At 48.1% G+C, this 530-nt stretch carries 1 pseudogene; it reads left to right on the top strand.

The features are described from left to right. Nucleotides 1-530 (top strand): annotated as a pseudogene (locus R7040_RS29685) (lipase); the annotation flags it as partial.

Raw genomic sequence — 530 nt, forward strand, 5'->3', positions numbered from 1 at the left:
GTACGTCTGCGGTTGCTGCTGCAAACAACACACTGGGCAGCCCTACTGCTGATGCACTGTATACATTTAGCGCGGCCTCTATTCAGAACTCTGGTGGTCAAATCGGTAATCTATTGCTGGGTTCTTCAGACTTTGGTCCGCAAATCAAGCACAACCTTGCTTATGCAGCATCAACGGATTACAAGTCTTACGCTGACGCGCAGTGTGCACAGTTAGATGACAAAGCATGTTACGAGGTCTTTGAAGGTTTAGCGACACCGGAACAGCTTGCAGCTCTGAGTGCTGGTTTCTCACAGTTCATCTACGCAGCGCAAACCACGCTTGATACTGTAGATCCATTTACTAATGCCGCAGACCTAGTTGCTTCAGGCACTCTAACTACACCATTCTTGATGACAGAAGTTGAAGGTGATAAGACGGTACCGAATAACGTTGCGAACGCTCCATTTGCAGGTACAGAGCCGTTAGCCAAGAAATTGGGCTTAACTGAGGTTAATAGCTTAAATACAGCGGTCGCTGCGACGTCAAGC

The sequence above is a fragment of the Vibrio sp. 1069 genome (genome assembly GCF_033340555.1).